Annotated in this window: 19 protein-coding genes, 1 tRNA gene and 2 pseudogenes; 13 read left to right on the forward strand and 9 right to left on the reverse strand. The window is 71.3% G+C overall.

Going from position 1 to position 26,451, the window contains the following annotated elements; translation table 11 throughout:
• Positions 1-24: 24 nt before the first annotated feature.
• The 4 genes from ACWPN7_RS19495 to ACWPN7_RS19510 are packed head-to-tail and all read right to left on the reverse strand — an operon-like array spanning position 25 to position 2,786.
• Positions 25-804: a nucleotidyltransferase family protein gene (locus ACWPN7_RS19495; protein ID WP_459196074.1), complete on the reverse strand. Its 780-nt coding sequence runs from the start codon at positions 802-804 to the stop codon at positions 25-27.
• Positions 805-806: 2 nt separating this feature from the next.
• The gene (locus tag ACWPN7_RS19500) at positions 807-1,820 is read right to left on the reverse strand and encodes an aminoglycoside phosphotransferase family protein (protein WP_459196073.1); all 1,014 of its coding nucleotides are present in this window, start codon (positions 1,818-1,820) and stop codon (positions 807-809) included.
• Positions 1,817-2,329, reverse strand: a complete 513-nt coding sequence (gene tsaE, locus ACWPN7_RS19505) for a tRNA (adenosine(37)-N6)-threonylcarbamoyltransferase complex ATPase subunit type 1 TsaE (protein WP_459196072.1) — start codon at positions 2,327-2,329, stop codon at positions 1,817-1,819. The genes ACWPN7_RS19500 and tsaE overlap by 4 nt, the downstream gene beginning before the upstream one ends.
• A 31-nt stretch (positions 2,330-2,360) precedes the next feature.
• Positions 2,361-2,786 (reverse strand): hypothetical protein, encoded by a 426-nt coding sequence (locus ACWPN7_RS19510; protein WP_038525767.1) that lies wholly within the window; start codon positions 2,784-2,786, stop codon positions 2,361-2,363.
• A gap of 223 nt (positions 2,787-3,009) precedes the next feature.
• Between ACWPN7_RS19510 and ACWPN7_RS19515 the strand changes: the two genes are divergently transcribed.
• Positions 3,010-4,032 carry an NAD(P)/FAD-dependent oxidoreductase gene (locus tag ACWPN7_RS19515; RefSeq protein ID WP_035669587.1) on the forward strand — a complete coding sequence of 341 codons (1,023 nt, stop codon included), beginning with the start codon at positions 3,010-3,012 and terminating at the stop codon, positions 4,030-4,032.
• 244 nt (positions 4,033-4,276) lie between these two features.
• Here ACWPN7_RS19515 and ACWPN7_RS19520 read toward each other — a convergent pair whose 3' ends face one another.
• Positions 4,277-4,837, reverse strand: coding sequence for a Spy/CpxP family protein refolding chaperone (locus tag ACWPN7_RS19520; RefSeq protein WP_137139436.1), 561 nt, complete (start codon positions 4,835-4,837; stop codon positions 4,277-4,279).
• Positions 4,838-5,023: 186 nt separating this feature from the next.
• Between ACWPN7_RS19520 and ACWPN7_RS19525 the strand changes: the two genes are divergently transcribed.
• The 3 genes from ACWPN7_RS19525 to ACWPN7_RS19535 all read left to right on the forward strand — a co-directional run bounded on the left by ACWPN7_RS19525 (position 5,024) and on the right by ACWPN7_RS19535 (position 8,743).
• Positions 5,024-5,749, forward strand: coding sequence for a response regulator (locus ACWPN7_RS19525; RefSeq protein ID WP_038525773.1), 726 nt, complete (start codon positions 5,024-5,026; stop codon positions 5,747-5,749).
• 1 nt (position 5,750) lies between these two features.
• A complete protein-coding gene (locus tag ACWPN7_RS19530; protein WP_459196071.1) occupies positions 5,751-7,145 on the forward strand; it encodes an ATP-binding protein in 1,395 nt (464 codons plus the stop codon).
• Positions 7,146-7,312: 167 nt separating this feature from the next.
• Positions 7,313-8,743 (forward strand): NAD(P)/FAD-dependent oxidoreductase, encoded by a 1,431-nt coding sequence (locus ACWPN7_RS19535; protein ID WP_492273491.1) that lies wholly within the window; start codon positions 7,313-7,315, stop codon positions 8,741-8,743.
• 48 nt (positions 8,744-8,791) lie between these two features.
• On the opposite strand, the pseudogene ACWPN7_RS19540 reads toward ACWPN7_RS19535, so the two are convergent.
• Positions 8,792-11,089, reverse strand: a pseudogene (locus ACWPN7_RS19540) (PAS domain-containing sensor histidine kinase); the annotation flags it as partial.
• A gap of 150 nt (positions 11,090-11,239) precedes the next feature.
• A complete protein-coding gene (locus ACWPN7_RS19545; RefSeq protein WP_103040560.1) occupies positions 11,240-14,908 on the reverse strand; it encodes an ATP-binding protein in 3,669 nt (1,222 codons plus the stop codon).
• A 206-nt stretch (positions 14,909-15,114) separates the two neighbouring features.
• Between ACWPN7_RS19545 and ACWPN7_RS19550 the strand changes: the two genes are divergently transcribed.
• The 5 genes from ACWPN7_RS19550 to ACWPN7_RS19570 all read left to right on the forward strand — a co-directional run bounded on the left by ACWPN7_RS19550 (position 15,115) and on the right by ACWPN7_RS19570 (position 20,779).
• Positions 15,115-16,155, forward strand: a complete 1,041-nt coding sequence (locus ACWPN7_RS19550) for an amino acid ABC transporter substrate-binding protein (protein WP_459196069.1) — start codon at positions 15,115-15,117, stop codon at positions 16,153-16,155.
• Between the two features lie 219 nt (positions 16,156-16,374).
• Positions 16,375-17,592, forward strand: coding sequence for a tryptophan synthase subunit beta (trpB, locus tag ACWPN7_RS19555; protein WP_014238652.1), 1,218 nt, complete (start codon positions 16,375-16,377; stop codon positions 17,590-17,592).
• The gene (gene trpA / locus ACWPN7_RS19560) at positions 17,589-18,443 is read left to right on the forward strand and encodes a tryptophan synthase subunit alpha (protein ID WP_459196068.1); all 855 of its coding nucleotides are present in this window, start codon (positions 17,589-17,591) and stop codon (positions 18,441-18,443) included. The genes trpB and trpA overlap by 4 nt, the downstream gene beginning before the upstream one ends.
• A 49-nt stretch (positions 18,444-18,492) precedes the next feature.
• A complete protein-coding gene (gene accD, locus ACWPN7_RS19565; protein WP_459196067.1) occupies positions 18,493-19,473 on the forward strand; it encodes an acetyl-CoA carboxylase, carboxyltransferase subunit beta in 981 nt (326 codons plus the stop codon).
• Between the two features lie 7 nt (positions 19,474-19,480).
• Positions 19,481-20,779: a bifunctional folylpolyglutamate synthase/dihydrofolate synthase gene (locus ACWPN7_RS19570; protein ID WP_038525786.1), complete on the forward strand. Its 1,299-nt coding sequence runs from the start codon at positions 19,481-19,483 to the stop codon at positions 20,777-20,779.
• Between the two features lie 25 nt (positions 20,780-20,804).
• Here the strand turns inward: ACWPN7_RS19570 and ACWPN7_RS19575 are convergent, their stop codons facing one another.
• Entirely contained in the window at positions 20,805-22,580 is a 1,776-nt protein-coding gene (locus ACWPN7_RS19575; protein ID WP_492273417.1) for a hypothetical protein, read from the reverse strand.
• Positions 22,581-22,755: 175 nt separating this feature from the next.
• Here ACWPN7_RS19575 and ACWPN7_RS19580 point away from each other — a divergent pair.
• Both ACWPN7_RS19580 and ACWPN7_RS19585 read left to right on the forward strand, forming a co-directional pair.
• A tRNA-Arg gene (locus ACWPN7_RS19580) sits at positions 22,756-22,832 on the forward strand.
• A 59-nt stretch (positions 22,833-22,891) separates the two neighbouring features.
• Complete coding sequence (locus ACWPN7_RS19585; RefSeq protein WP_200776100.1) at positions 22,892-23,620, forward strand: SDR family NAD(P)-dependent oxidoreductase; 729 nt, start codon at positions 22,892-22,894, stop codon at positions 23,618-23,620.
• Positions 23,621-23,855: 235 nt separating this feature from the next.
• Here ACWPN7_RS19585 and ACWPN7_RS19590 read toward each other — a convergent pair.
• A pseudogene (locus ACWPN7_RS19590) lies at positions 23,856-24,158 on the reverse strand (hypothetical protein); the annotation flags it as partial.
• A gap of 313 nt (positions 24,159-24,471) precedes the next feature.
• On the opposite strand from ACWPN7_RS19590, the gene ACWPN7_RS19595 reads away from it, so the two are divergent.
• Entirely contained in the window at positions 24,472-24,873 is a 402-nt protein-coding gene (locus ACWPN7_RS19595; RefSeq protein ID WP_247881600.1) for a putative pterin-binding protein, read from the forward strand.
• A gap of 11 nt (positions 24,874-24,884) precedes the next feature.
• Positions 24,885-26,417, forward strand: a complete 1,533-nt coding sequence (locus ACWPN7_RS19600; RefSeq protein WP_146041841.1) for a sensor histidine kinase — start codon at positions 24,885-24,887, stop codon at positions 26,415-26,417.
• The last annotated feature ends 34 nt before the right edge of the window (positions 26,418-26,451 follow it).

Genomic DNA, 26,451 nt, shown 5'->3' on the forward strand with positions numbered 1-26,451 from the left:
ACAAAGGGACGGTTAGGAGGCCGGTCAGGTGGTGACCACCGACACGTCGCTCATCGACAGCATCTCCTCCGTTTCGGCCAGCGCGTCGGGGGTGCCGATGTGGAACCACAACCCGTCATGGGCGAGGCCGAAGAGGCGCCCGGCCTCCTGCGCGCGGTCCCAGACGCGGTTGGTGGAAAAGGCGCCGTCGGGGGTGTCCTGGCCGAACAGCTCCGGCTTCACGATCTGGACGCCGGCGTAGACGAAGGGGGCGATCTCCATCTCGCCGCGCCGGGTCAGCCGGCCCAGCGGGTCCATGTGGTAATCGCCGCGCCCCTCGTAGCCCACCGCCTTGGTGGTCGCCATCAGGAGCAGAAGCGCGTCCATCTCCTCCGGGTTCCAGTGGCGGGCCAGCCGCGCCAGCGTGGGGGAAGGGCCGTCGAGCCACAGGATGTCGGCGTTGACCACATAGACCGGGTCGGTGCCGAGCAGCGGCAGCGCCTTCTTCACGCCGCCGCCGGTCTCCAGCAGCGTGTCCTCCGGCGACAGGGTGATGGCCGGGGCGGTCCGTCCGGCCAGATGGGCGGCGATCATCTCGCCCTTGTAATGGCTGTTGACCACGGCGGCGGTCACGCCGGCCTCCTCCAGCCGGTCGAGCGCGTGGTCGAGCATCGGCTTGCCCATCACCGGGATCAGGGGCTTCGGGCGCTCCAGGGTCAGCGGGCGCATCCGCAGGCCCAGCCCGGCGGCCATCACCATGGCCTTGGCGGGGGCGGTTGTCACAGGCGGCGTCTTGGTACGGGTCTTCTTCGAGACAGGCGACATAATCAATCCGGCTCCGGAACGACAAGCTCCGCGCGGGTACCCGGCGGCAGATGACGGGCAAACCAATCGGCGACCGGGGCCAGTTCGGGCTTGGCGAGCTGGCCTTCCAGAAGCCGCCAGACGCGCGGCAGGTGAAGGAGATAGCCGCGTCGGCGCTGCAACGCCAGACGCACGAAGATGGCGACGATGCGGGTGTGCCGGATCGCGCCCAGCACCGCGTAGGAGCGGCGGAAGGCGTCCCAGTCACGATCCGGGAAGGCTATCCGGTAGCGGTCGAGCAGAACGCCCTCCAGCCCGGCGGGCAGGTCGCGGCGGGCGTCCTCCAGCAGCGACACCAGATCGTAGGCGACGGGGCCGAGCCCGGCGCTTTGGTAATCGATCAACCCCGCCGCCCGCAGGCCGGGCCGGGGCAGCCGCATCACGTTGTCCACATGGTAATCGCGCAGCAGCAGCGACTGCGGCCCGGCGCAGGCCTCCGGAACGACGGCGGCCCAGGCCGCGTCGAAGTCGGACCGGGCCTTGTCCGACAGGGGTTTTCCCGTCGCCGCGGGCAGGTAGACGTCGGCGAACAGTGCCACCTGCCGGGTGAACAGGGCCGCGTCGTAGAGCGGCAGGTTCAGGCAGGCTGCCTCCTCCACCGGGAAGCGGCGGTGCAGTTCGATCAGGACGTCGGTCGCCAGTTCGTAGAGCGGGCGCGGCTCCTCCCCCACGTTCAGCAGGCGGGTCAGGGTGCCGTCGCCGAAATCCTCCTGGATGGCGAGCCCCGCCTCGACCTCCGCCGCCAGGATGGCGGGGACGGAGAAGCCCAGCCGGTCCAGCGTCGCGCCGATGGCGATGAAGGGCACCAGATCCTCGGCCGGGACGGGGGTGTCGACCAGGATCAGCGTGCCGCCGTCCAGCGTGGTCAGGCGCTCGTAGCGGCGTGCCGAGGCGTCGCCGGCCAGCGGCTCGCGTTTGGCCCCCTCCAGCCCGTGGCGGGCGAGGAAGGCGGCGATCTGCGACGCGCGGTCGGTCACGGCCCCTCCAGTCCGGAAAGGCCCAGTCCGGCGAGGTCAAGGGCGTGCAAGCGCGCTTCCCAGACGCCATGGCCGGTCAGGGTGGCGCGGCGCTCGGTCGGCCCGGCGAAGCTCATCGCGACGTCGAGACGGTCGGCGGGCAGCAGCGGCCCCAGCCGGTCCGGCCATTCCACCAGCAGGACGGCCTCGGCGCGGGCCTCGTCCCAGCCCAGCTCGGTCACCTCGTCGGGGCCGGACAGGCGGTAGAGATCGAAATGCCAGACCGGGCCGATGTCGGTGTCGTAGGTCTGGACCAGCGTGAAGGTGGGGGATGGCACCTCCGCGTCCTCCTCGGTCACGGCGCGGATCAGGGCGCGGCACAGAGCGGACTTGCCGGCGCCCAGGTCGCCACGCAGGGCCACGAGGTCGCCGGGAACCAGCGCCGCGGCCAAACGGCGGGCCAGCGCGGCGGTCGCCTCCTCGCTCGGCAGCGTGACGGCGCGCGTGTTGGGGGAATCGGTCTGGGTCATGTCACGGGATCGGTCAAATCAACGGCGGCAATCAACGGCGGGAGGCGGCCTTGCGCGGCACCGGGGGAGGAGCGGGGGGCGGCTCCGTCGCCTCGACGCGGTCTTCCACCAGACGCGGCGGCTTCTTGAAGTTCATGGTGATCATCAGCGTCAGGGCGCCGTTGATCAGGTGGAGCATCTTGTCGGACTCGACGGGCAGGGGAATCTTGCGGCCCATGCAATAGGACACCAGCGCCGCGGCGACCTCGGACTCGTGCAGGGTCATGCTGCGGTCGTCGCCCTCGTCCCCGGTCACCTGGATCAGCGTCTCCACCCCGCCGCCGCCGGGCTGGCCGGGGCGGTAGGTGACCGTGCCGACCGTGCCGCTGGGCAGCGGCTCCTTCATCCGGCGGCGGCGGTCGAGCACGGCCTTCACGACCTCCTGGTCGGTGAACACGAGGCAGCGCAACTCCTTCATCGCCAGTCCTTCATTGCGGCCGCTCCGGCACGGGGGAAACGGGCAAATCCTACCCCACCGCGACCGCACGCCCAGAAGGAAATCGGCGGGACCGCACCCATTTTGCGCGCGCCGTTCGCTCTCCCCGTGCAGGGCACTGGTGACGGCGGGGTTGACCGGGCGCGCGAAACCGGACAATTGAAGGCGTCATCGTTCCCCCCGTTTGCACAAGGCAGCGCGTCCCATGTCGCACACCGTCCATCGCACCGACGTCGTCATCGTCGGCGCCGGCCCCGTCGGTCTCTTCGCTGTGTTCGAATGCGGCATGCTGAAGATGCGATGCCATGTGGTGGACGCGCTGGACATGGTGGGCGGGCAGTGCACCGCGCTCTACCCGGAAAAGCCGATCTACGACATCCCGGCCCACCCGGCCATCGAGGCCGCCGACCTGATCGACCGGCTGGCGGAGCAGGCCGCCCCCTTCAACCCGACCTATCATCTGGGCCAGCAGGTCGAGAAGCTGACCCGGACGGACGAAGGGCGCTGGCTGGTCGAGACCAGCATCGGCACCCGCATCGACACCCAGGCGGTGATCATCGCCGCCGGCTGCGGCGCCTTCGGCCCCAACCGCCCGCCGCTGGACGGGCTGGAGCAGTATGAGGGCACGTCGGTCTTCTACATGGTCCGCCGCAAGCAGGATTTCGCCGGCAAGCGCGTGGTGATCGCCGGCGGCGGCGATTCCGCCGTGGACTGGACGCTGTCGCTGGCCGACGTGGCGGAGAAGGTCTACGTCGTCCACCGCCGGCCCAAGTTCCGCGCCGCCCCGGAAAGCGTCGCCCGCATGGACGTCCTGGTCCGCGAGGGCAAGGTGGAGATGGTGGTGCCCTACCAGCTCTCCGGTCTGGTCGGCGAGAACGGCCAGTTGTCCGCCGTGCGCGTCGCCACGCTGGACGGCGAGGAGAAGGACCTGCCGGCCGACGCGCTGCTCGCCTTCTTCGGCCTGTCGATGAATCTGGGGCCGATCGCCGAGTGGGGCCTGAACCTGGAGCGCAGCCACATCGGCGTCAGTCTGCCCGGCTGCGCCACCAGCGCCCCCGGTGTCTACGCCATCGGCGACATCGCCACATATCCCGGCAAGCTGAAGCTGATCCTCTGCGGCTTCTCCGAGGCGGCGCAGGCGGCCCACGCCATCCACCCGCTGGTCCATCCGGGCGAGGCGCTGCACTTCGAATATTCGACCTCCAAGGGCGTTCCGGGCGCCGAGTAAGAACGGAAACGGGCCGCCGGGAGTACCGGCGGCCCGCTCCGTCAACGGCTGACGGGAGGCATGACAGGGGGGCTGCATTCGAAGTTTCCCTCTCCCCTCTGGGGAGAGGGTTAGGGTGAGGGGGTTGCGCTTTTGCCGGACTTGCCGCCACGCACATCCCCCTCACCGGCCCTCCGGGCCACCCTCTCCCCGGAGGGGAGAGGGTTCATAAAGTCCGAATGCGACAGCCTTGGGAGGCAAGGGATCAGCCGCCGCGGGGGCCCTTGTCGGGACCCGGACCGGGGCCATGGCCGGGGCCGTGATGGCGCGGGCCGGGACCGCCCATGCCGGCGCCCATCATGCCGTGCCCGGCGCGATCGAGGAAGCGGTCGGCCTGCTTCTGCTGGTCCGGGGTGAGCTGGGCGTAGAGGTCGGTCGCCGCCGGGCGCACCTGCTGAAGCTGGGCGAGGCGGGCCGACATCATGGCCTCCATCCGCTCAAGCCGGGCCGGGGCCGCGGCAGGCATCGGCTGGTCCTTGTACTTGGCGCAGAGGTCCTGGGTGGGCTTCTGGCTCGCCTTCGCGGCGTCGGCGAACTTGGTCCAGGCGGCGCGCTGCTGGTCGGTGATGTTCAGCTTCTTCTCGGCGTAGGCCAGCATGCCGGCCAGCCGGGCGTCCTGATCCTCGCACATCCGGGAGAAATGCCGGCCGCCGTCCGGACCGGGGCCAGGGCCGGCGCCGGGACCCGGCTGCTGCTGGGCGAAGACCGGCACGGCGAGGCCGAGGCCGAGAACCAGCGCGGCGGTGGTCATCATAGCGCGTTTCATGGGGATGCTCCTTGTTATCGACGGGGTCTTGCGTTCCCGATGACCCCGATGATGGGCCGGCAACGTATCCGGTTGATGTCCGGCCTTCCGTGAATTGGTAACGCTGTGTAACAGCCGGCCTCCCCGTAACGTGGCGTTACACATTTCTTCTTCACCCCGGCGCCCGCGCGTCGGATCATGCGTTCCATGGACCGCACCCCTCACCTGCTGGTGGTCGACGACGACCGCGAAATCCGCACCCTCCTGTCGCAGTTCCTGACGCGGCACGGCTTCCGCGTCACCGGGGCCAAGGACGGGGTGGAGATGATGCGCACGCTGGACAGCGCGCGCGTGGACCTGATCGTGCTCGACCTGATGATGCCGGGGGAGGACGGGCTGAGCCTGTGCCGCCGCCTGCGCGCCACGCCGGAGACGGCGCAGACGCCGGTCATCATGCTGACCGCGATGGGCGAGGAGACGGACCGCATCGTCGGGCTGGAGATGGGCGCCGACGACTATCTGGCGAAGCCCTTCAGCCCGCGCGAGCTTCTGGCCCGCGTCAAGGCCGTGCTGCGCCGCGCCTCCGGCCCGCCGGTGTCCGGTGGTGCGGCGGGCAAGACGCTGGGCTTCGAGGGCTGGACGCTCGACCTCGCCAAGCGGGAGCTGCGCTCGCCCGACGGGGTGCTGGTGCAGCTCTCCGCCGGGGAATACGACCTGCTGGTCGCCTTCGTGGAGCATCCGCAGCGGGTGCTGACCCGCGACCAGCTTCTTGATCTGGCGCGCGGCCGCTCGGCGGTGCCCTTCGACCGCTCCATCGACGTGCAGGTCAGCCGTCTGCGCCGCAAGATCGAGCCCGACCCCGCCGACCCCACCATGATCAAGACGGTGCGCGGCGGCGGCTATCTGTTCACCCCGGCGGTGACGGGGGCCTGAGATGAGCAATCCCGGCTTGGAGGTGGGCCGCAAGAGCCGCCTGCTGGTGGCCCGGCGCTGGCTGCCGGACAGCATCGCCTCGCGGTTGGTGCTGACCGTGGTGCTGGCGCTTCTGCTGACCCAGGCGGTCAGCGCGCTGGTCTATCTGACCGACCGCCCTCCGGGACCGCCGGCCCACAGCATGCGCGTCCTCGTCCAGCGTGTGACGGCCATCGTCCAGCTCGTGGAGAGCACCCCGCCGCAGGAGCGGCGGCGGCTGGTCAAGGCGATTGACGACCCGGTGCTGCGGGTGGACTGGAATCCCGAGACGCCGCGCTTCGCCAACCAGCGCGAGGGCTTTCCCTTCGACCGGCTGCGCCGGGCCATCCGCGGCGAGCTGGACGATCCCGACCGCGCCGTGGTGGTCGAGGTCCGGCGGGAGCGCCCCATGCCCGGCCCCTTCCCGGTGGAGGAGCACCGCTGGGGCACCGACGTCCGGCTGTCGGTGGGGCTGAAGGACGGGTCCTGGCTGACCTTCGTCGGCGGCGACCCGCTGGAGGGGCCGTTCCGGCTGCTGCGCTTCGCGCTGTGGATGGCCGGCATCGTCGGGGCGGTGGCTCTGGTCTCGGTCTGGACCGCGCGCCGCATGACCGCCCCCATCGCGCGTTTCGCCGACGCGGCGGAACGGCTGGGCGTGGACGGCGAGGCGCCGCCCCTGCCCGAAGCCGGCCCGCAGGAGCTGCGCGCCGCCACCCGCGCCTTCAACCGGATGCAGGCGCGTCTGGCCCGCTTCGTCGCCGACCGCACGCAGATGGTGGCGGCGATGAGCCACGACCTGCGCACGCCGCTGACCCGCCTGCGCCTGCGCGCCGAGCTGGTCGAGGACCCGGAGATGCAGCGCAAGATGCTTGCCGACCTCGACGAGATGGCGGCGATGATCAACGCCACGCTGGCCTTCGCCCGCGACGACGCCAAACACGAGCCGCGCGGCCCGCTCGACCTCGCCGACCTGCTGCAGAGCCTGTGCGACGACCGCGTGGACGCCGGGCACGCGGCGGCCTACGAGGGGCCGGCGCACGCGACGGTGGACGGGCGCCCGGTGGCCCTGCGCCGGGCCTTCGCCAACCTGATGGACAACGCCATCGCCTATGGCGGCGGCTTCACCGTGCGCTTGCGGCCCGCGGACGGGGAACTGCGGGTGGAGATCGAGGACAGCGGTCCCGGCATCCCGGAGGAGGAATTCGAGAAGGTCTTCGCCCCCTTCTACCGGCTGGAGCGCTCGCGCTCCCGCGACACCGGCGGGGTGGGGCTGGGTCTGGCCACCGCCCGCACGGTGGTGCGCGGCCATGGCGGCGACATCGCGCTGGCGAACCGCCCGGAGGGAGGGCTGCGGGTGACGGTGACCCTGCCGCGGTGAGGCTCATGGATCTCGCATAGGCATCAATTTCGGTAGCTTTGCCCCCTCCCTAACCCTCCCCCGCTGCGCAGGGGAGGGAGATTGTTGCGAATGGGCGGCAGTTCCCTCCCCTGCAAAGCGGGGGAGGGTTAGGGAGGGGGCAAGGGCGGCATCCGTTAGACTCCGGAATGCACCGCAACATCGGCGGCGCATTGGCGTTTAACGGTGCAGGATCAACGTCACCGGAGGTTGCCGCCGTGCCGCAGATCGACCGCACCCCCTCGCCCGTGGACAGCCGCCCCCATGTCGTGATCGTCGGGGCGGGGTTCGGCGGGCTGGCCTGCGCGGAGGCCCTGGGCGGGACGAACATCCGCGTCACCATCATCGACCGGAACAACTATCACCTGTTCGTGCCGCTGCTCTACCAGGTGGCGACCGCCGCCCTGTCGCCCGCCGACATCGCCGAGCCGATCCGCCGCATCGTCAGCCGCCACCCCAACATCGACGTGGTGATGGGCGAGGTGACCGGCATCGACCGTACGGCCAAGCGGGTGGAGCTGGCCGACGGCAGCTTCGTCCCCTACGACCGGCTGGTGCTGGCGACCGGCTCCTCCTACAGCTATTTCGGGCACGACGACTGGGCGGAGATCGCCCCCGGCCTCAAGACCATCGAGAACGCCCGGCGGATCCGCGCCCGGCTGCTGATGAATTTCGAGCAGGCGGAGATGTGCGAGGACCCGGCCCGGCAGAAGGCGCTGATGACCACCATCGTGGTCGGCGGCGGTCCCACCGGCGTGGAGATGGCCGGGGCGGTGGCCGAGCTGGCCCGCTTCACGCTCGCCCGCGACTTCCGCCGCATCGACCCGCGCACCGCCCGCGTCCTGCTGGTCGAGGCCGGGCCGCGCATCCTGTCCACCTTCCCCGACGACCTCGGCCAGTACGCCCGCCGCAAGCTGGAGGAGCTGGGCGTCGTCGTGCTGACCGGGCAGGCGGTGGAGAGCATCACGCCGGAGGGTGCGACGGTCGGCGGGCGCTTCATCCCGGCGGGGGCCATCGTGTGGGGCGCCGGGGTCAAGGCGTCGCCCGCCGGCTCCTGGCTGGGGGTGGAGACCGACCGCAGCGGGCGCATCCCGGTCGGCGCCGACATGGCGGTGCCGGGCGTGCCCGACGTCTACGCGCTGGGCGACACGGCGGCGCTGGCCGGCGACGACGGCAAGCCGCTGCCCGGTCTGGCCCAGGTTGCCAAGCAGCAGGGCGAGCATCTCGGCGGCGGGCTGGAGGCGAGTCTGCTGCGCGGCCAGCCGCTGGAGCCCTTCCGCTTCCGCAACCGCGGCAACACCGCCATCGTCGGGCGCAGCGCCGCCGTCTTCGATTTCGGGACGCGCAAGCTGAAGGGCTGGTTCGCCTGGGTGCTGTGGGCGATCGTCCACGTCTATCTGCTGGTGAACTTCCACAAGCGGGTGCTGGTCACCATGCAGTGGCTGTGGCGCTGGGCCACCTACCAGCGCGGCGCGCGGCTCATCACCACCGACCGCCCGGTGTCGGCGGCCGAGTCCGTCACCTCGCCGCATGGTGGGAGCGCCGAGCCCTTCCGGGACGCGAGGCGCGGCCAGGGCTGACGGCTTTGGATCAGGAGGGCTTTGGACCGGAAGCGGGGGAAGCGGCAGGACGCAGCGGAAGCGGGTGCCGTGGCCCGGCCACTCCTCGACCTCCAGCCGCCCGCCGTGCAGCTCCATGACGTTGCGGACCAGCGACAGGCCGAGCGCCGCGGCGCCGCGCGGGTCGTTGCGGTCGTAGCGCGAGGGCAGGGCGGCCTCGCCCGGCCCGGCGCCGCTGCCCACGGTCAGCACGATGGTCCCGGCGGTCCGTTCCCCGGACAGCAGGATGCGGCGGTCCGTCGGCGGGTGGCGGATGGCGCCGACGACCAGGGTGAACAGCGCCTGCTTGAGCCGCCGGGCGTCGCCCTCCGCCTCGCCCAGCGACGACGGGGCGGTGAGGTCGAGGCGCAGCCCCTCGCGCCGCGCCCATTCACGGGTCAGCTCGCCCACCGTCTCCAGCAGGTCGGGCACGTCCACGACGGCGCGGTCCAGCGTGGTCACGCCGGCTCCCAGGCTGGTCATGTCGACGACGTCGTCGATCAGCTCCAGCAGCCGCTCGCCCGCGTTGAGGACGCCCTTCACATACTCGATCTGGCGCGGATTCAGCTCCCCGAAATACTGGTTCGCCAGCACCTCGGCGAAGCCGATGATGCCGTTCAGCGGGTTGCGCAGATGGTGCGAGACGTTGGCGATGAACTCGCTCTTCAACTGGTCGGCGGCCTCCAGCGCGGCGTTGGAGGCGCGCAGCGCCTGCTCCAGCCGGGCGCTGTCGGTGACGTCGAGATAGCTGTTCAGCACCGCCCCGTCGGGCAGCGGCAGGGTGGAGAACTCCACCACCGACCCGTCCGCCCGCTCCAGCCGGCCCGAGCGCACGGCGCGTTCCAGCGTCGCGCCGATCATCTCGTCCTTCAGGCTGTCCCAGTCGCCGCCATTCTCCAGGAAGGGCCGCATCCGCTCGAACAGGCTGGAGATGTGCGGCTCGCCCAGCAGGTCCTCGTCGTCCAGGTCCCAGACGCGTGCGAAGGCCGGGTTGGACAGCTTCAGCCGGCCGTCGCCGCCGAACACGGCGATGCCCTCGGCCAGATTGTCCAGCGTCTCCTGCTGCACGGCGATCAGCGTGTTGTAGGAGGATTCCAGGGCCAGCGTGTTGGTCACGTCCTCCAGGATCTGCATCAGCCCGCCCAGCGGGTGGGGGGCGGCGAGGCTGCGCAGGGTCGTGCCGTCCGGCAGGTGCATCAGCTCCTCGACCGGCTCCAGCAGGCGGGTGTAGCGGCTCAGCCGCTCGCGCTTGTAGCTCTGGTAGTCGGCGTATTCGGGCAGGCGGCGGCGGGTGCGCAGCTCCTCCAGGATTTCGCCGTGGGTGGGCTGGCTGCGCAGCCAGGACTCCTCCAGGTCCCACAGCCGGGCGTAGGCCTGGTTGAAGAAGGTCAGCCGCGTGTCGGCGCCGAAGATGGCGATAGCGGCGCCCAGCCGCTCCAGCACCTCGCCGTGGGCGGCGAGATGGCGGCTCAGCTCGCCGCGCATCTCCTCCACCGCCGTGACGTCCAGCGCGTAGCCGACGACCAGCGTGCCGCCGTCGGGGGCGGGCAGGGGGGCCTCGGTGACCTCCAGCAGGCGGCGCTCGGTGCCGATGACGGCGGAGACCCGCTCCGACTGGGCGACCCCGCTGTGCAGCGCCCGCTGCGCCAGGGCGCGCCCGGTGCCGTCCGCGGTCAGTTCCCGGCCGCTGTCCGGAACGGCGGCGGGGTCGGAATCCACGGCGCGGGCGTAGGCGCGGTTGCACCAGGACAGCGTCTGCCCGGCGCCGCGCAGCCAGACCGGCAACGGCAGGGCGTCCACCGCCGCGCGCAGCTCGGCCAGCGCCGATTCGGCGTCGTGCCGCCCCTGGGTCAGCCCCTCGCGCTCGGCGCTGCGGTCGGTGATGTCCTCCAGCCAGACGACGTCCTGATGTCCGGCGGCGCCGGTCCCGGTGGACGGCTCGGCCGCCCGCCGCCCGCTCAGCAACAGGCGCCGCCCGCCGCGGGTCGTCGCCTCGATTCGGAAGCCCTCGCCCGCGGTGCGCAGGCGGCGGACGGCCTCGGCGACCCGGGGGGCGTCGGCGTCGGCGAAAGCGTTCGCGATGTCCTGGCCCGGCGCCGCGCCGAGCAGCTTGGTGCAGTCCGGAGCCGCGCTGGCGCCGCCGTCGGCGTTCCAGGCGCACCAGGGGTGGGGGGAGGCGGCCAGCAGGGCTTCCAGGCGCGCCACGTCGGCCGCCAGCCGGTCGCTGCGGCGGCGCTCCTTGCCGGTCCAGAACAGCCCGCCGAAGCCGGCGGCGCCGAGGACGCCGGCAAAGCCCAGCATGGTTGACGAGCCGGAGGGGCCGGCCATCAGGCCGACTCCCACCGCCAGTCCCAGCGCGGCATAGGCGTATGATCGGGTCAGGACGCTCACGCGGGTGAGACTAGTCCACGCCTCCCGGCGGGGCAAGGTGGGCCGGCGGTGGTGCCACTTTCGGGGTGGTGAGGCGCGTTCTCCCGGCTACACCGCTTCCCCGATCCGCAAGGCGCGGATCGCTGTTTCCACCGCCGGATAGGCGGTGCGCACCGCCGCCAGGGCCTGCGCCGCCCCGTCCGGATCGCCGCGGTGGGCGGCGAGCTCCAGGGCCGACGCGCTGCGGCCCAGCCACTCGGCCCCCGCCGTGCGGGCGGCCCCGGCCAGCGTGTGGGCGGCGCCGCGCAGGGCCTCCAGGTCGTTGCGCTCCAGGGCGGCGGCGGCCTCGTCCAGCAGCGGGCGGGTGGTCTCCAGGAAGAAATCCAGCATGTCCAGCGCCATCCCGTCGAGCGCGCCGAAGGTGGTGCGGACATGGTCGAGGTCCAGCGCCCGGTCCGCCGCCCCGGCGGCCTCCGTAGCGGGCGGCTCGTCGGGGGCCGCGGCGCTGCCCTCGCCGAAGGCGCGGTTCAGGGCGGCGGCGAGCTGGCGCAGCGTCACCGGCTTGGCGATGTAGTCGTCCATGCCCGCGGCGGTGCAGCGTTCCATTTCCCCCGCCAGGGCGTTGGCGGTCATGGCGATGATGGCGGTGCGCGGGCGGGCGCCGGGCGCCGGGTTGGAGGCCGAATCGGGGGCCGACTCGGCAGCCGACTCGGCGCTGCGGATCTGGCGCGACAGCTCGTAGCCGTCCATGCGCGGCATGTGGCAGTCGGTGATCAGCAGCCGGTAGGGCCGCGTCCGCCAAGCGGCCAGCGCCTCCAGCCCGTCGCCGGTCATGTCGGCCTCGAAGCCGAGCTGGCGGAGCTGGCGCAGGATCACCTGCTGGTTGGTCGGATGATCCTCCGCCACCAGGATCATCGGCGGGGCCGCGGCCGCACCGGGGTCCGTCATGTCTTGGGCCGCCATGTCGAGGGCGGCCGGACCGTCGTCCGTCACGGAGGAGGGTGAGTCGGCGGGACGCTCCGGGGGAACGGCGCGCCCGGCCAGGGCGGCCAGACGGCGGAACAGCGCGTCGCGGCGGATCGGGCGGCCGAGATGGTCGTGGCGCGGCGGGTGCGCCGTGGACGGCGCGCCGCTCTCACCGCTTTCCGGCGGGCAGTCGCTGGCCTGCTCCCGCCCGTCCACCAGATGCAGCGTGGGCGGCGGACGGACACCGGCGGCGGCGATGCGGGCGAGCACCGCCGGAGCGGACAGCCGCGGGTTGGGCGCGCCGGGCGCGTCGTCGGGATGGTGCTCCAGCAGGCCGTCGGCGAGGACCAGCAGGTCGGCGTCGGTCATCGTCAGCAGCTCCACCGCCTCGTCCGCCGTGGTGGCGTCGGCGACCGCGGCGCGCTTGTCCTCCAGCGTGCGGATCAGGACGGCGCGCTGCACCGGGTCGGGCTCGGCCACGATGATCGACAGGCCGGACAGGTCGGTGTCGTCGCCGGGGACCATGCGCGGGTCTCCCGGCGCCAGATCGACCGTGAACCAGAAGGTGGCGCCGCAGCCCGGAGCCGACTCCACCCCGATGCGCCCGCCCATCATCTCCACCAGACGGGCGCAGATGGCCAGCCCCAGCCCGGTGCCGCCGAAGCGGCGGGTCGTCGAGCTGTCGGCCTGGCTGAAGGGCTGGAACAGGCGGGCCTGACCGGCGCTGCTGATGCCGATGCCGGTGTCCTCCACCGAAAAGCGCAGCCGCAGCCGGTCCGACCCGGCGGCGGAGGGCTCCAGCCGGGTGCGCAGGACGACCCGGCCGGTGTCGGTGAACTTGATGGCGTTGCCGGTCAGGTTGAAGAGGATCTGGCGCAGCCGCCCGGGGTCGCCGCGCACCGCCGCGGGCACCTTGCGGTCGAGGTCGCAGACGAGAAGCAGCGCCTTGTGGTGGGCCTGCGGGGCCAGCAGCTCCGCCACCCCCTCCACCAGCTCACGCGGGTCGAGGTCCATCTCGTCGAGGTCGAGCTTGCCGGCTTCGATCTTGGACAGGTCGAGGATGTCGTCGATGATCCGCAGCAGCGCCGTCGCGCTGTCGCGCACGGTGGTGACCAGCTCGGTCTGCTCGGCGTCCAGGGGCGTCAGGGCGATCAGCTCCAGCATGCCCAGCACGCCGTTCATCGGGGTGCGGATCTCGTGGCTCATGGTCGCCAGGAATTCCGACTTGGAGCGGGCGGCGACCTCCGCCTGGTCCTTGGCGTGGCGCAGATCCTCCTCGGCGCGCTTGCGGCCGGTGATGTCGTAGCTCCAGGCGAGGATCGCCGGCTCCCCCTCGAACTCCGTGCGCTGCAGCGTCTGGAGTGCCCAGACGCGGCTGCCGTCGGGCCGGTCCACCGCCACCTCGACGTCGCGGGCGACCAGCCCGGCGCCGTCGTGCGGCGGCGCGCGCCCCTGCAGGGTGGCGCCGGGCAGGGCCAGCGCGTGGCGGCGCCCGACGAAGGCGTCCGGCGGCAGACCGGCCAGCTCCGCCGCGCGGGCGTTGGCGAAGGCCACGGAGCCGTCGGGCCGTCCGATCGACACGCCGACCGGGCTCTGCTCCAGGATCGCGCGCAGGCGGCGCTCGCTGTCCGACAGGGCGTGCTCGCGCGAGCGGATGGTGGCGACGAAATAGTGCAGGGCGCGCGCCATGTCGGCGATCTCGTCCTGCCCGTGGGTGGGGATGGCGATGGACCGACCGGCGGCCGACGCAGCCATGGCCGTCTGCAGCCCGCGTAAACGCCGCACCACGTTGCGGTGGATGTAGAGGAAGATGCCGAGGGCCCCGAGGATCGAGATCACCGCCATCGCCAGGATGGCGTGATTGCCGTCCCGGATCACCCGCTCGAACTCGCCGGAGCGCGCTGCGATGTCCTGCTCAATGGCCAGGAAATGATCGGACACGGCGCCGACCAGCCGGTCGGAGACGTTCTGGTTGCGGGCGACCGAGCCCTTGATGGCGCGGGCCAGCCCGATCTCCGTCAGGCGGCTGGTGAACAGGTTGTGTTCCCCCAGCCCCAGCGCCTCCAGCTCCCGGTACAGCGGCTCCAGGTCGAAGGCGGAACCCGGAGGCAGGCCGGACACCGCCTCCGCCGCGCGGTCCATCGCGGCGCGGTAGTCCTGCCGCAGCCGGTCCACCCGCGCCTCGTGGTCGGCGCGGGAGGCGGCGAGCATCAGCAGGATGGCGTGCTGCGCCTCCGCCGTCCACAGGTCGACCCGCCGTTCGACGCCCCGAGCCTCCTCCCAGTCCTCCGGGGTCCGGGGAGCGGCGGTCTTGTCCCGCAGCGTGCCCTCGGCGTCGCGGATGCGCTCGGCGAGCTGAATCAGGCGACCGACCAGCCCGCCCGTCTCCGCCGCGGCGGCGAGCTGGCGCTCCACCTGGGTGTTCAGGGTCATCAGGTTGGCGACCAGCTCGTTCTTGCGGCGCTGCAGCTCGGCCACGTCCGCCACGTCGGTGTCGCGGTCGCGCAGCCGGGTCATCAGGTCTTCCAGCAGGGCGATCTGGTCGCTCAGCCGGGCCATCACCGATTCGCGCACCGACTGGCTCTGCACCGCGACCAGGGCCGGGGCGTTGGCGGCCAGCGTGCCGCTCTGCTGGGCCAGCTGCGAGGCGTTGACGAGGCCCGGCACCTTGGCCGTGGCGATCTGCTCGAACCCCTGGTGGAAACGGCCGAACAGGGACACGGCCACCACGCCGGTGGCGGCGGTCAGGCCGGCGATCACGGTCAGACCCGCCAGGATGCGAAACGCCACGCCCAGACGGGGAAGCCGCATGCCCGTGCCTCGATTTCTTGTCGTCCGCTTGAGATAACACGGGCAATCGACCGGGCGCAATTCACACCCCCCGCGCCGCAATCGCACGCTGCGCACTCGGGCATCGGGAAAGGGGGCACCGGGCGGGCTTGACCCGCGCCGGTTGCCGGACCAAAGCTGATCCCCGGGCGGCAAAGGTCGGCGGCAAAGAGGGATGGTCGATGGGCTTGGTCCGGTCTTTCGCGCGCGCCGCGGTGGTCGCCGCGGTTCTGGCGGCGGTGTCCGCGCCATCCGGCGGTCCGCGGGCCGAAACCATGGAGGATGTGCGGGAGCGTGGGCTGCTGCGCTGCGGCGTCTCGTCCAGCGGCGCCGGTCTGGCGGCGGTGGACGACAGCGGCCACTGGCGCGGCTTCTTCGTGGACATGTGCCGGGCGCTGGCCGCCGCCGTCGCCGGCAAGGCCGACCGGGTGGAGTTTGTCGAGACCAACTCCGAGAACCGCTTCGCCATCCTGCGCAACGGAGAGGTGGACGTGGTGATGGAGGGGACGACCTGGACCCTGCAGCGCGACGCCACCTTCGGCATCGATTTTCCGGTGGTCTACCTGTTCGACGGCCAGGGATTCATCGCGCACCGCGCCCAGGGCGTCGCCCGCCTGTCCGACCTGCCGGCCGGCGCCTCCGTCTGCGTGATCGAGCAGACCACCACCCTGCGCAACCTGGAGGACTGGATGGCCCGCACCGGCCTGCGCTTCCGTCTGAAGCCGGTGCGCTCGACCGAGGGGGCTCTGTCGGCCTTTTTCAACCACCATTGCGACCTCTACACCAGCGACCGCATCGGCCTGCACGCCCAGCGCCTGCTGAAGGCGCCCGAGCGCGACGACTACGTCATCCTGCCGGAGGCGATCTCCAAGGAGCCGCTGGGGCCGATGGTGCGCCCGGACGAGCGGCGGTGGTTCGACATCGTGCGCTGGGTGTTCCTGGCCACCGTCCTGGCCGAGGAGAAGGGGATCACCGCCGCCAACGCCCCGCGCCTGAAGGAGGAGGCCGAGGACCCGGAGGTGCGTCGCCTCCTCGGGGCCACCACCGGGGTCGGCTGGGGGCTGGGGCTGGACGACGACTGGGCCTTCCGCGTGATCACACAGGTCGGGAACTATGGCGAGATCTTCGACCGCCATCTGGGATCCGCCTCGCCGCTGGGCATCGACCGCGGGATGAACGGGCTGTGGATGAACGGCGGTCTGCATTACGCCCCGCCGCTGGGGGGATGAAGGTGGGTGAGGGCGGGCCTGAGGGTGGCGGCGCTCTGCCATGCGGCTCGGCCGGCCATGCCGCAATGCCGCATTGCCGGATTGCCTTTGCCCCGGCTTTTCCCATGTTGTGGGCATGTTCGGCGAAAGGTTCGGCGAACGCTTCAAATCCGGGCGAACCGCCGCTATGGTGGCGCCTTCCGGGCGCCGCGCGGCCCGCTTCAGGCAGTTTCCCAGGCCATGACCAGACCCAACACTTACCGTTCCGGTCCCGACGAGCGCGGGCATTTCGGCATCTATGGCGGACGCTTCGTCGCCGAGACGCTGATGCCCCTGATCCTTGAGGTGGAGAAAGCCTACCGCGAGGCCCGGGCCGATCCCGCCTTCGAGGGCGCGATCCGCGAGCAGCTCAAGCAATATGTCGGCCGCCCGAACCCGCTCTACTACGCCGAACGCCTGACGGAGAAGCTCGGCGGCGCGAAGATCTACTTCAAGCGCGAGGAGCTGAACCACACCGGCGCGCACAAGATCAACAACTGCATCGGCCAGATCCTGCTCGCCCGCCGCATGGGCAAGAAGCGGATCATCGCCGAGACGGGCGCCGGCCAGCATGGTGTGGCGACCGCCACGGTCTGCGCGCTGTTCGACATGCCCTGCGTCATCTACATGGGCGAGACCGACATCGCCCGCCAGCAGCCCAACGTCTTCCGCATGAAGCTGCTGGGGGCCGAGGTGGTTCCGGTGACCTCCGGCGCGCGGACGCTGAAGGACGCGATGAACGAGGCGCTGCGCGACTGGGTCACCAACGTCGCCGACACCTACTACCTGATCGGCACCGCCGCCGGCCCGCACCCGTACCCCGCCATGGTCCGCGACTTCCAGTCGGTGATCGGCGACGAGGTGCGCGTGCAGATGCAGGAGCTGGAGGGCCGTCTTCCGGACAGCCTCGTCGCCTGCGTCGGCGGCGGCTCCAACGCCATCGGCCTGTTCCACCCCTTCCTCGACGACCCGTCGGTGCAGATGGTCGCGGTGGAAGCCGCCGGCCACGGCATCGACAAGGGACCGCTGGCCCACGCCGCCTCGATCACCGGCGGGCGCCCCGGCGTCCTGCACGGCAACCGCACCTACCTGCTGCAGGACGAGGACGGGCAGATCCTGGAAGGCCACTCCATCTCCGCCGGTCTGGACTATCCGGGCGTCGGGCCGGAGCATTCCTGGCTGCACGACATCGGGCGCGTCGAGTATGTCTCGGCCACCGACCAGGAGACGCTGGACGCCTTCCAGCTCTGCGCCCGCACCGAGGGCATCATCCCCGCGCTGGAATCGGCGCACGCGCTGGCGGAGATCGTGAAGCGCGCCCCGAAACTGCCCAAGGACCACCTGATGGTGCTCTGCCTGTCGGGCCGCGGCGACAAGGACATCTTCTCCGTCGCCCAGCATCTGGGAGTGAAGCTGTGAGCGCCCTCAACGACAAGGCCGTTGACAATGGCCGCATCGCCCGGCGGTTCGCCGCGCTGAAGGCGGAGGGCCGCGCCGGCCTCGTTACCTTCATCACCGCGGGCGACCCGGACCTGGAGACCTGCCGCGCCGTCCTGCACGGCCTGCCCGCGGCGGGCGCCGACCTGATCGAGCTGGGGCTGCCCTTCTCCGATCCGATGGCCGACGGCCCGGCGATCCAGGCGGCCAGCCTGCGCGCGCTCCACGCCGGGACGACGGCGCGCAAGACGCTGGACCTCGTGCGTGGCTTCCGCAAAACGGACGCCGACACGCCGGTGATCCTGATGGGCTATTACAACCCGATCCACGCCTATGGGGTGGACCGCTTCCTGGCCGACGCCATCGAGGCCGGGGTGGACGGGCTGATCGTCGTCGACCTGCCGCCCGAAGAGGACGAGGAGCTGTGCATCCCGGCGCTGAAGGCCGGGGTGAACTTCATCCGTCTGGCGACGCCGACCACCGACGACAAGCGCCTGCCGGCGGTGCTCCAGAACACCTCGGGCTTCGTCTATTACGTGTCGATCGCCGGCATCACCGGTGCTGCCAGCGCCGACAACGCCGCGGTGGGTGCTGCGGTGGAGCGTCTGAAGCGCCACACCGACCTGCCGGTGGCGGTCGGCTTCGGCATCAAGACGCCGGAGCAGGCGGCCGATGTTGCCCGCGTCGCCGACGCGGCGGTGGTCGGCTCGGCCATCGTCACGCGGCTGGCCGGCGGCCTGGACGCGGACGGCAAGGCCCGTCCGGGCTTGGCCGAGGATGTGCTGGGCTTCGTCCGGGAACTGGCCGGCGGCGTGCGCGGCGCGCGCGTCTGAGTGCGTCGGCCTGCGAGCGCTGGCTGAGCGGGATATCAGGAAGAATTCGATGAACTGGCTTACCAACTACGTCCGTCCCAAGATCCGCGCCCTCTATGCCCGCAAGGAGGTTCCCGACAACCTCTGGCACAAGTGCCCGAGCTGCGAGGCGATGCTCTTCCACCGCGATCTGGAGGAGAACCTCAACGTCTGCCAGCATTGCGGCTTCCACATGCGGCTGGACCCGATCAAGCGGCTTGCCTCGATGTTCGACGAGGGCGACTACCAGTCGGTGGAGCTGCCGAAGTCGGTGGTCGATCCGCTGAAGTTCCGCGACCAGAAGCGCTACACCGACCGCCTGAAGGAGGCCCAGACCAAGACGGGCCGGCATGACGCCATCGTCGTCGGCTCCGGCCTGATCGGCGGGCAGCCGGCGGTCGTCGCGGCCTTCGACTTCGGCTTCATGGGCGGCTCGATGGGCATCGCGGTGGGCGAGGGCATCCTGGCCGCCGCCCGCACCGCCATCGCCCAGAAGGCGGCGCTGATCGTCGTTCCGGCCTCGGGTGGGGCGCGGATGCAGGAAGGCATCCTGTCGCTGATGCAGATGCCGCGCACCACCATCGCGGTGGAGATGGTCAAGGAAGCGGGCCTGCCCTACATCGTGGTGCTGACCGACCCGACGACCGGCGGCGTCACCGCCTCCTTCGCGATGATCGGCGACATCCACATCGCCGAGAAGGGCGCGCAGATCGGCTTCGCCGGCGCCCGCGTGATCGAGAGCACGATCCGCGAAACCCTGCCGGAGGGCTTCCAGCGCTCCGAGTATCTCCAGGAGCACGGCATGGTGGACATGGTCGTCCATCGCCGCGACCTGCGCCCGACCCTGTCGCGCGTCCTGACCCTGCTGATGCAGCCGGTCCTGGCCGTGGCGCCGGAAGCGCTGCCGGTCCCGGTCGTCCAGGCGGAGGAGCCGCGCAGCCAGGCCGAGGCCGCCGACGAGACGCCGGCCCAGGCGGGCGCCGAGAGGACCGGCTCCGAGCAGGCGGCCTGATCCCGCCATGCCGCTCGCTGAGTCGCTCGCCGATCCGGTTCTCGACCGGCTGAAGGGGCTGCACCCCAAGGTCATCGACCTGTCGCTGGACCGTGTGCACCGGCTGCTCGCCGCGCTGGGCCATCCGGAGCGGCGCCTGCCGCCGGTGGTCCATGTGGCGGGCACCAACGGCAAGGGCTCCACGCTCGCCTTCCTGCGGGCGATGCTGGAGGCCGCCGGGCTGCGGGTGCATGTCTACACCTCGCCCCACCTCGTGCGCTTCCACGAGCGCATCCGGCTGGCCGGCACGCTGATCGACGACGACCGGCTGGCCGCTCTGCTGGAGGAGTGCGAGGCGGCCAACGGCGGCGGACCGATCACCTTCTTCGAGGTGACGACGGTCGCCGCCCTGCTCGCCTTCGCGCGGGAACCGGCGGACGTGGTCCTCCTGGAAACCGGGCTGGGCGGGCGGCTTGACGCCACCAACGTGGTGGACCGCCCGGCGGTCACCGCGATCACGCGCATCTCCTACGACCACCGCCAGTTCCTCGGCGACACGCTGGAGGCCATCGCGGGCGAGAAGGCCGGCATCTTCAAGCCGGGAGTCCCCGCGGTGATCTACCCGCAGCCCGCGGAAGAGGCCGCCCGCACCCTGGCCATCCGGGCCGAGACGGTGGGCGCGCCGGTTCCCGGCTGGTCGGTCACCCCGACCGAGGGCGGTTTCCGCTTCGAAAGCGACCGCCGCCGCATCGAACTGCCGCTGCCGGGGCTGGCCGGGGCGCACCAGATCCTCAACGCCGGGGTGGCGCTGGCCTGCCTGGACCATCTGCCGGTCAAGGTCGACGACGCGGCGGTGCGCCGCGGCCTCGCCGCCGTGGAGTGGCCCGCCCGCCTGCAACGGCTGACCCGCGGCCCCCTGGCCGAGGCCCTGCCCGCCGGCTGGGACCTGTGGCTGGACGGCGGCCACAACGACTCGGCGGGCGAGGTGCTGGCGATCCAGGCCGCGCGCTGGGCGGAGGAGGAGCCGAAACGGCCGCTGCTGCTGGTCTACGGCATGCTGGCGAGCAAGGAGCCGCGGGAGTTCCTGGGTCCGCTGGCGCCCTTCGTCACCGTCGCCCGCACCGTCGCCATCCCCGGCGAGGAGGCGTCGCTGCCGGCCGAGGACACCGCCGCGGCCACCCGCGCCTGCGGCATCGCCGACAGCGCGGCGGCGGCGGACGTGGGCAGCGCCCTGGAGGATCTGACGGGGCGGGTCGATGGCCCGGCCCGCGTGCTGATCTGCGGCTCGCTCTATCTGGCGGGCACGGTCCTGGCGGAGAACGGCTGAATCTGACGGATGGGCAAGCGGGGCCTCAGCGTCCCTGCTTGCCGTCCAACTCCAGCATGTTGCGCAGCGCGGCGAGGGTCTTGCCGAGCGTGCCCGAGTCGTCCTTCGCGGTCTTCTTCGCGGACTCGTTGCTTTCGGCCCGCTTTCCGGCGCCGGGCTTGGGCTTTTCCGGTTCGATCACCGGGGCCGGCTCAACGAGGTCCAGAGGCTCGTCGTCCTCGTCCGGGGCCTCTTCCGGCGTGCGGCGCGGCAGCGGCTTGAAGCCGGGCAGGGCGTCCGCCTCGGGACGGCTGGTCGCCTCGCTTGTCCAGGCCGGGCTGGGCGGGTCGTCCAGATCGCTTTCCGCCTCGACGAGAGCGCGCAGGGCGCGCAATGCCTCCTCCATCTCCTGTTCCTGGGTGGACTTGCGCAGCACCGGGGCGCCGTCCTCGTCCGGCTCGTCGTCGTCCCGGCCGGCGTCGTCGTCCGAGTCGTCGCGGCTCCAGAAGGCGTCGTCGGCGTCGCCTTGCTCCTCCTCCGCGTCCTCGTCCTCCCGATCGTCGGAGCTGTCGAGGACCGGTTTGCGCGACCGGCCGAACAGCGGAGTCACCACGCCGCCGTCGCGCTCCTCCTCCGCGTCCGGCCGGCCACGGCCCGTCCCCGCATCATCGTCCTCGTCGCGGTCGGCGGCGGCCTTCTGGACCATGCTGCGCAGGGCGGCGATGGTGCGGTCCAGCGGTTCGCTGCCGGTCGGGGCGGGATCGCGCTCCCGCGGCCGCTCCCAGGGGGGCGGGGCCTTGTCCGGGTCGCGGATGGCGAAGCCCAGGATGTCGTCGTTGGACGGCTCCGCGTCCTCGGGTTCGTCGTTAGGGAGGGCACTGGGGGCGTCTTCGTCTGGCTCGTCGTCCCGGTGATCGACGGCGTTCCTGAGCGGAAAGGCTGTCGGTTGGGCCGGCGGTGGAGGCGCCTCCTCCGCGCGAGCACCGTCGCCGCGGCCGTCGAGGATGCTGCGCAGCGCCGCGATGGTGCGGTCGAAGGAGCGGGAAGCGTCGTCGTCCGGATCGTCCTCGGCCGCCGGGTGGCTCGTCCGAGGGGCCGGAGCCATGGCCTCGACCCGATTTGCTTCGTCGTCCCCGCCGTCATCCTCGTCCGCGTCCCGGTCCACGAGCGTCCAGCGGCGCGGACTCCAGTCCCCGTCATCGAAATCCGTGTCATCGAAATCCGTGTCATCGAAATCCGTGTCATCGGCATTCGTGTCGTCGGCGTCCCTCTCGGCGTCCCGCTTGGTGCTGTCCGCGTCGTCGTCATGGCCGGCGAGATCGGCGAGCGACACCGGCTCCCACAGCGGGCGCCGGCCCGACTCGGGGGGGGCGTCACCGTCCGCAACCAGCTGTTCCAGCTCCAGGTCCAAATCCGGATCCAGAGCGGTGGGGGCGGGCCGGGCGGCGGCCGGCACCGGGATGGGCGCCCGCGTCACCGGGGCCGCGTCTTCCGCGTCGGGCTCGTCCATCGCATCGCCGCGGGCCCGCACCGCGTCGAGCAGCCCTTGCAGGGCGGCGAGCGGTCCGGCGAAGGACGGGGCCTCCTCCGCCATGGTCGTCGCCGTCACGGGCGTGGCGAAGGGCGGGGGCGCCGGGCGGCTTTCGGTGTCGCGGGAATTGCAGCGCGAGCAGCGGTAATGGGGGGCGATGGACAGGACGGGGTAGTTGGGTCCGAAGCGCCGGTTCATGTCCGCGCGCGGCAGCACGCCCTCGTGGCCGCAGGCGCGGCAGCGGACGTGCACATCGACCTCGATGTCGCGCAGGTAAAGCATGCGTGCCATGGGCGCAGTATACGCAGCGGCGTGCCCAAGCCCAGCGGATTCGCCGCACGCGCCGCGCGCCGCGCCGGTGCCGGCGGTGACCTTTTCGGTCGGCCGTCCCGACGGGTCATCCCGGCGGGCCGTCCAGAGACGGATGGTTGGCAAGTCGTGGCGGAGCCGCTATGTTCAGCGCCGTGGCCCCGTAGCTCATCTGGATAGAGCGACGGTTTCCTAAACCGTAGGCAGCTGGTTCGAGTCCAGCCGGGGTCACCACCTCATTTCCGCGACCAATCCGTCGTCCGCCAGCCGGCCATATGCCGAAGGGCTTTCCCATGACCACATCCCTGTTGCAGGACGCCGTTCTCGTCACCGGCGCGGGCCGCCGCGTCGGTTTGCATCTGGCCGAGCGGATGATGGCGTTGGGGCACCCCGTCGTCGCCCATTACCGCACGCTCACTGACGATGTGGAGCGGCTGCGCGCCGCCGGGGCGGCCTGTCTGCCGGGCGATCTGGCCGAACCGGACGGTGGGCCGCGGCTGGCCGCGGCGGTGCGCGGCGTGGCGGGCAGCCTGCGTGCGGTGATCCACAACGCCTCGGCCTTCGAAGTGACGGCGGTGGACACCGGAGACGCGCTGCGGCAGCTCGACGTCTTTTACGCCGTTCATGTCCGCGCGCCCTTCGCGCTGAACCGCGAACTGGCGCCGCTGCTGGACGCCTGTTCGGCGCGGCGGGCCGACATCGTCCACATCACCGACATCTACGCCGACAACCCCAACCCGGCCTTTGACGCCTATTGCGCCAGCAAGGCCGGGCTCCAGAACCTCGCGCTGTCCTTCGCCAAGCGGCTGGCCCCCAAGGTGAAGGTCAACGTCGTCCAGCCGGGGCCGATCCTGTTCAAGGAGTGGCACGGTCCCGAGGCGCGGGCGCGCGTGCTGTCAGAGACGCTGCTCGGCGATGAGGGCGGGGTGGAGGCCATCGGTTTGGCGGTGGAAGCCATCCTGCGGAACCACTATCAGACCGGTGCCGTCGTCGCGGTGGACGGTGGCCGGCGCCTCGCCTAACCGGGGCGAGCCAAGGCGGCAGCCCGGGATGGTGGTGGCGCACAGGTCGCCCCGCGGCGGCGGGACGGGCCGCCCAGTCAGCAGCGCGACGATTTCCGCGAAGGGGGCGGCCAGATAGGCGTCCGGGCGCAGGGCCGCCAAGCCGTCCGCCGGGAAGGAGCGGTTCACCCGCCCGATCAGGTCGATGTCGGCGGGCCGGTCGCGAGTTCTTGCAGCCGGGGTGGGCGCGGTCGCGGCCCAGCGCCAGCTCGATCCCCACGCACAGTCCCTTGCAGCAGGAGGGGTCCAGCGCGCTCGGCACATAGGCGCAGTAATTGACGAAGGCGTGGGCGCTTGCCATGCCGACCGGTGCGGTGCGGTAGAAGCGGCTGAGCAGCACACCGCCGAACACATCGGCCAGATGGGCGGCGATTCGCGCCGCGTTCCGGTCCGGGTCCAGATTGGTTCCGATTCCCAGGATGTAGCCGGCTGTCGGCGCGATGGCGGCGGGCATCGGAATCAGGGCGTCCATGGGCGTTCCGTCGATCGGGATGTGCATAGGAAAGATGTGAAAAGCCGAACAGAAACGATGATGCCGAATTGTTGCAGGCTGATCATTTCACGAGGCAAATATGAGCGAATTTCGATACATCTTTCCGTATGTGAAAATTCGATGGCTGTTTTTTACAGAATTTTCGTTGGAACGTTCATAGAAAGCAATCATGATAAAGGTTGCATGGCCGAATTGCCGACGGTTAGCCGATATGGTGAATGGAATCCTTTACCGTTTTGTCGCCCTGGCGTTGTTTGTACTTGCCGGCGCAGCGAGCGCCGGAACGCTTCCGACGCCGACGGAAAAGCCGGTCCTGGTCGTGTCAGGCCTGATCGGAACGACGAACCAGGACGGCATGGCGGTTTTCGACCGTCCCATGCTGGAGGGGCTGGGCATGGTGTCCTTCACCACCGCCACGCCCTGGTACAAGGAGCCGGTGACCTTCGAGGGCGTGCCGCTGGCCCGCCTGATGGAGCGTGTCGAGGCGCGCGGCGAAACGCTGACCGCGACGGCGCTGAACGACTACACCGGCGAAATCCCCATGGACGACGTGCGCAACCGCAAGGTGATCCTGGCGCTGAAGCGCGACGGGGCCTACATGCCGGTCAGCGACAAGGGGCCGCTGTTCATCGTCTATGATTTCGACCATGATCCGGAAGCCAACCGGCAGAAGTATTTCGCACGCTCGGTCTGGCAGGTCGCCCGGTTGACCGTGAAGTGAAGGCACCCTCCGTGAGTTTGCCGACCGAGACCGCGCCGAACGGGAGCACGCGGCTGTCCCGCCTGTTGGGCTGGGCGTCGGAGGACCGCGCGCGCCGCCTGGGTCTCTGGCTGGCCATCCTGACCGGCGCATTCGGTCTGGCCGCCGCCTATCTGTCCCTGCTGGTGGTGAATTACGGCGAGGCGCTGCGCGGGGCCGCCCCCTACAACTTCGCCTGGGCCGCCGGCCAGACGGTGGGCGAGGTGACGCGGCTGGAGCAGCGCATCCTGGCCAGCGCGCTTCCCGGAACCAACATCGATGCGCAGGAGGTGCAACTCCGCCTGGACATCGTGCGCAACCGCATCGCCGTGCTGGGGCGGGGGCAGGCCTCCCTCTTCATGGACCGCTACCCGCAGCATCGCCGCACGGTGGCGCGGCTGGAGCAGGCGCTGGACAGCGTCGGCACGATCCTGGCCGGGCCGCTGCCGCCGGCGGAGAAGGCGCTTGCCGCCCTGGCGGTGCTGGAACCGGTCGACCGCGAGCTGAACGCCTTCGCCTCCGTCGCCTCCCAGTTCGGCGGGGAGCTGGTGGACGAGGGACACGACCACCTGCTCTATCTGCATGGGCTGTTCTCCATGCTGGCCGCCGGTCTGGCGGTCTGCGGCGTCCTGTTCATCACGGTGCTGCTGATCCAGAACCGGACCATCCGGCGCGCGCACGACCGGATGGAGGCGATGGCCGGCGCCCTGCAGACGGCCATCGCCCAGGCGGAGGAAGCCAGCCAGGCCAAGACCCGCTTCCTGGCGACCATGAGCCACGAGCTGCGCACCCCGCTGAACGCGATCATCGGTTTCTCGGAGCTGATCCGCGACGACGAAGGCGTCCAGGGCGACGGCCGGGCTTCCGGCGGGGGCGCAACGGGAAGCGCGAAGGAAGGCACCCGCCGGGAACACGCCCAATATGCGGGCTACATCCTGGGCAGCGCCCGGCACATGCTCAGTCTGGTCATCGACATCCTGACGGTGGCCCAGATGGAATCGGGCCATGCCAACCTGACCTTCGAATCCGTGGACCCGCGCAAGGTGGTCGGCACCGCCATCGCCACGGTGCTGGGCACCCAGGCCGGGCGCGGCCGGACGATCCGGACGGCGGCGGGGGCGGTCTGGCCGGTGCTTCAGGTCGACGAGCGGGCGGTGCGGCAGATGCTGCTGAACCTGCTGTCCAACGCGGTGAAGTTCAGCTCCGCCCCGTCGGCGATCGAGGTTCAGGCGTGGCTGGACCCGCAGGGCGGTTTCGTCATCGCCGTGCAGGACCAGGGCATCGGCATGACGCCGGAGCAGATTGAAAAGGCCGCGCAGCCGTTCTATCAGGCGGAGGACGGGGCGACCCGCCGTTTCCAGGGGTCGGGGCTGGGGCTCAGCATCGTGAAGAGCCTGATGGAGGCGCATGGCGGCCAGCTGCTGCTGGAAGGCGAGGCGGGGGCCGGCCTTCGGGCGTCCCTCCATTTCCCGGCGGAACGGGTCGGCGGGCCGATGACGCGTCCGGAGCCGGCCGGCCAGCTTTGAGGCCCAGCTTTAGGAAGGCCGGCGTCAGTCTCGC

It is taken from the genome of Azospirillum sp. UENF 312511 (assembly GCF_058780635.1).

Coding starts and splice junctions, on each gene's coding strand:
- ACWPN7_RS19495 (WP_459196074.1), bottom strand. CDS start 804: ATGTCGCCTGTCTCGAAGAAGACCCGTACCAAGACGCCGCCTGTGACA.
- tsaE (WP_459196072.1), bottom strand. CDS start 2,329: ATGACCCAGACCGATTCCCCCAACACGCGCGCCGTCACGCTGCCGAGC.
- ACWPN7_RS19510 (WP_038525767.1), bottom strand. CDS start 2,786: ATGAAGGAGTTGCGCTGCCTCGTGTTCACCGACCAGGAGGTCGTGAAG.
- ACWPN7_RS19515 (WP_035669587.1), top strand. CDS start 3,010: ATGTCGCACACCGTCCATCGCACCGACGTCGTCATCGTCGGCGCCGGC.
- ACWPN7_RS19520 (WP_137139436.1), bottom strand. CDS start 4,837: ATGAAACGCGCTATGATGACCACCGCCGCGCTGGTTCTCGGCCTCGGC.
- ACWPN7_RS19525 (WP_038525773.1), top strand. CDS start 5,024: ATGGACCGCACCCCTCACCTGCTGGTGGTCGACGACGACCGCGAAATC.
- ACWPN7_RS19530 (WP_459196071.1), top strand. CDS start 5,751: ATGAGCAATCCCGGCTTGGAGGTGGGCCGCAAGAGCCGCCTGCTGGTG.
- ACWPN7_RS19535 (WP_492273491.1), top strand. CDS start 7,313: ATGCACCGCAACATCGGCGGCGCATTGGCGTTTAACGGTGCAGGATCA.
- ACWPN7_RS19545 (WP_103040560.1), bottom strand. CDS start 14,908: ATGCGGCTTCCCCGTCTGGGCGTGGCGTTTCGCATCCTGGCGGGTCTG.
- trpB (WP_014238652.1), top strand. CDS start 16,375: ATGACCAGACCCAACACTTACCGTTCCGGTCCCGACGAGCGCGGGCAT.
- accD (WP_459196067.1), top strand. CDS start 18,493: ATGAACTGGCTTACCAACTACGTCCGTCCCAAGATCCGCGCCCTCTAT.
- ACWPN7_RS19570 (WP_038525786.1), top strand. CDS start 19,481: ATGCCGCTCGCTGAGTCGCTCGCCGATCCGGTTCTCGACCGGCTGAAG.
- ACWPN7_RS19575 (WP_492273417.1), bottom strand. CDS start 22,580: ATGGCACGCATGCTTTACCTGCGCGACATCGAGGTCGATGTGCACGTC.
- ACWPN7_RS19585 (WP_200776100.1), top strand. CDS start 22,892: ATGACCACATCCCTGTTGCAGGACGCCGTTCTCGTCACCGGCGCGGGC.